Origin of the sequence: Massilia sp. ST3 (genome assembly GCF_018119405.1) — a bacterium.
Classification (GTDB): Bacteria; Pseudomonadota; Gammaproteobacteria; order Burkholderiales; family Burkholderiaceae_D; genus Telluria.
Genome location: NZ_JAGPWC010000138.1, coordinates 1 through 2,993 on the forward strand (window position 1 = coordinate 1; position 2,993 = coordinate 2,993).

The window sequence follows — 2,993 nt, forward strand, 5'->3', positions numbered from 1 at the left end:
TTGCGGGGGGGCGCGCGGGGCGGGGGGGGGCGCGGCCGCGGCGACGGCCGGGGCGGGCGCCGGCCCCCCGGCCGCGCAAGCACCGGCAGAACCGGCCGCGCCCTCTTCCACGCCCGCCGCCGCGCCCCTGGCCTGCGTGCAGGCCGGCCCGATCGCCGCCGGCGACACGCGCCGCTTCGAAACCCGCACGGCGCGCCTGGGCCTGGGCGAGCGCCAGTCACGCATCAGCGTGCCGTTCCAGGAAGTGAGCAGCTACATGGTCTACCTGCCGCCGGCCGGCGGCAAGGAAGGCGCGGACCGCCGTACGGCGGAGTTGAAGGAACGCGGCATCGAGAACTTCTTCGTGATGCAGGGCGAATCGGCGATGAAGTACGCGATCTCGCTGGGCGTCTTCAAGACCGAGGCCGCGGCCCAGACCCAGGCCGGCATCCTGGGCCGCCAGGGCGTGCGCGGCGTGCGCATCCTGCCGCGCGGCCCCCAGGGCACCCGCGCCGCCTACCAGTTCCGCGACATCGACGCCGAGACCCGCACCCGCATCGCCGACATCGCCAGGGCCTTCCCCGGCGCGCAGCTGCAGGAATGCTCCCCGGCGCGGTAACGGTTGGCCGCTGCATCATCGGACGCGATTACGGAACCGGTAACGATCGACGCGTCGGCGGCAAAGCCGCCAACCCTACCGCGTGACTGAGTAGGGTCGGCGGATTCCCGCCGACGCGGTGATAGTTGACAGCACGTTAATTCGGCACGCTGCCGAAGCCCTCGGTCAGCGTTTGACAACGAGCGGCTTCAGTCCGAACGACTTCGGCACCTTGCGCGCCGCCTTCACCGCTTCTGCCCGGGTCGCGAACGGCCCGCCGTACAGGCGCTGCGACGCCCCCGCCGGCGCCACCTCCAGCGTCCCCAGCGCCACCCCGGCCTTGGCCAGTTTCGCGCTCATCGCTTCCGCCGCGCCCGCGCGGCTGTAGGCGCCGAGCTGCACGTAGAAGCCTGGCGTGGCCTGGGCGAGCGCCGCGCTGTCCGAGCGCACCCCGTCTTCGAGCTCCATGGCCGCGATTTCCGGCGCCGCCGATTGCGCCTGCGAGGCCGCGGCGCGGCGCACGGCCGCGATCCGGGATGGATCGTCGGGGAACAGGCGCTCGACCTTGACCTGATGGCTGCCCCTGTCCAGCAGGCCGAGCTTGAGGGCGGCCGTGTAGGACACGTCGATGACGCGGCTGGCGTGGAAAGGCCCGCGGTCGTTGATGCGCACGATCACCGATTTGCCGGAGTCGACGCTGGTCACGCGCGCATAGGACGGGATCGGCAGGGTCGGATGCGCCGCCGTCATCTTGTTCTTGTCGTAGGGCTCGCCCGAGGTGGTCTTCTGGCCGTGGAAGCGGTTCGCATACCAGCTGGCCATGCCGCGCTGCACGAAGGGATCCTCGTGCAGGATCGGCGTGTAGGTCTGCCCCAGCACCGAGTACGGGCGGTTGCCCCACCTGGCGTAGGGTTCGTACTTCACCACCGGCGCCTCGTCCTGCGCCTGCGCGTCCTGGCCACTGTCCTTGTGGTAGCCGCCGAGGCTGGATTCGGCGGCCGGCAAGGCCGGCGCCTCGCCGTGCTTCAGGGCCGGCTTGTGCAGCCAGGGCAGCGGGATCAGCTGGATCAGGCTGCGGTGCTCGCCGCCGGGTTTGGTCGTGCAACCGGCGGCCAGGAGTGCAACTGCAAGGGCCGCCGAATAAATCCTTCGAACGGCCATCGGTCGTCCTCCATCTATTACGTCTGCACGAGTTTACGGTGTCTTTGAATACTCATCAATATGCCGGCGCCGAGTCCGAGCGTGATGAAGGCCGTGCCGCCGTAGCTCATGAAGGGCAAGGGCACGCCGACGACGGGAAGAATGCCGGCCACCATGCCCATGTTCACGAACGCATAGGTGAAGAAGATCATCGTGATCGCCCCCGCCAGCAGGCGCGAGAACGAGTTCGGCGCATTCGCCGCGATCATCAGCCCGCGCCCGATCAGGAGCAGGTAGACGAACAGCAGCACCAGGTTGCCGATCAGCCCGAATTCCTCGGAATACACGGAGAACACGAAGTCGGTGGTGCGCTCCGGCACGAACTCGAGATAGCCTTGCGTGCCCTTCATGTATCCCTTGCCGCTCACGCCGCCCGAGCCGATCGCGATGATCGACTGGATGATGTGGAAGCCCTTGCCCAGCGGGTCGGAGGTCGGGTCGATCAGGGTCATGACCCGCTCGCGCTGGTAGTCGTGCATCATCGACCAGCCGATCGGCAGCATCGCCGCCGCGCCCAGCACCAGCGCGATGATCGCCTTCCACGCCAGGCCGGCCAGGAAGATCACGTACAGGCCCGAGGCGGCCACCAGCAGCGCGGTGCCGAGGTCGGGCTGCTTGGCGATCAGGATCACGGGGACCAGCAGCAGCACCGCCGCGACGGCGAAGGACTTCCAGTTGCCGACCGTGGCCTTGGTCTGGAAATACCAGGCCAGCATCAGGGGCATGGCGATCTTGAGGATCTCGGAAGGCTGGATATCGATGCCGAGGTGCAGCCAGCGCCGCGCGCCCTTCTTGATGATGCCGAACATGGCCACGGCAATCAAGAGCGCGACCCCGAAGGTATAGATCGGCACGGCGAGGCGCATCAGGGTCTGCGGCGGAATGTTCGCCGCGATCCACATGATCGCGAAGGACAGCAGGAAGTTGCGGATCTGGTGCTCGACCCGGTCCGGGAAATCGGCGCCCGCCGAGGTCATCGTGATCATGCTGATCGCCATCAGGACGAACAGGATCAGCGCCATCGGGCCGTCGAACACGGCGAAGTACGGGCGCAGGCGGCGCCGCAGCGAGCGTCGTTCTGGAATGTGCGCCATGGCTTATTCCTTTCTGGTGGGGACGGCGGGCGCGGCCGCGATCTGGGCCGGCGCGGCGGCGGGGGCCGCGGCGGGCGCAGGAGCGCGCCCCAACGGGCAAAAAACCACCCCGGGAAACCGCC

General features: G+C 68.8%; 3 protein-coding genes. 1 reads left to right on the forward strand and 2 read right to left on the reverse strand.

The window, feature by feature from the left end; translation table 11 throughout:
- Positions 1 to 598, forward strand: a 598-nt coding sequence (locus KBW98_RS23640) for an SPOR domain-containing protein (RefSeq protein ID WP_211522618.1), incomplete at its 5' end; no start/stop codon positions are given.
- Between the two features lie 165 nt (positions 599 to 763).
- On the opposite strand, the gene KBW98_RS23645 is transcribed toward KBW98_RS23640, so the two are convergent.
- Both KBW98_RS23645 and rodA read right to left on the reverse strand, forming a co-directional pair.
- Positions 764 to 1,738: a septal ring lytic transglycosylase RlpA family protein gene (locus KBW98_RS23645; protein ID WP_211522619.1), complete on the reverse strand. Its 975-nt coding sequence runs from the start codon at positions 1,736 to 1,738 to the stop codon at positions 764 to 766.
- A gap of 17 nt (positions 1,739 to 1,755) precedes the next feature.
- Positions 1,756 to 2,871 (reverse strand): rod shape-determining protein RodA, encoded by a 1,116-nt coding sequence (gene rodA / locus KBW98_RS23650; protein WP_211522620.1) that lies wholly within the window; start codon positions 2,869 to 2,871, stop codon positions 1,756 to 1,758.
- Positions 2,872 to 2,993: the final 122 nt, after the last annotated feature.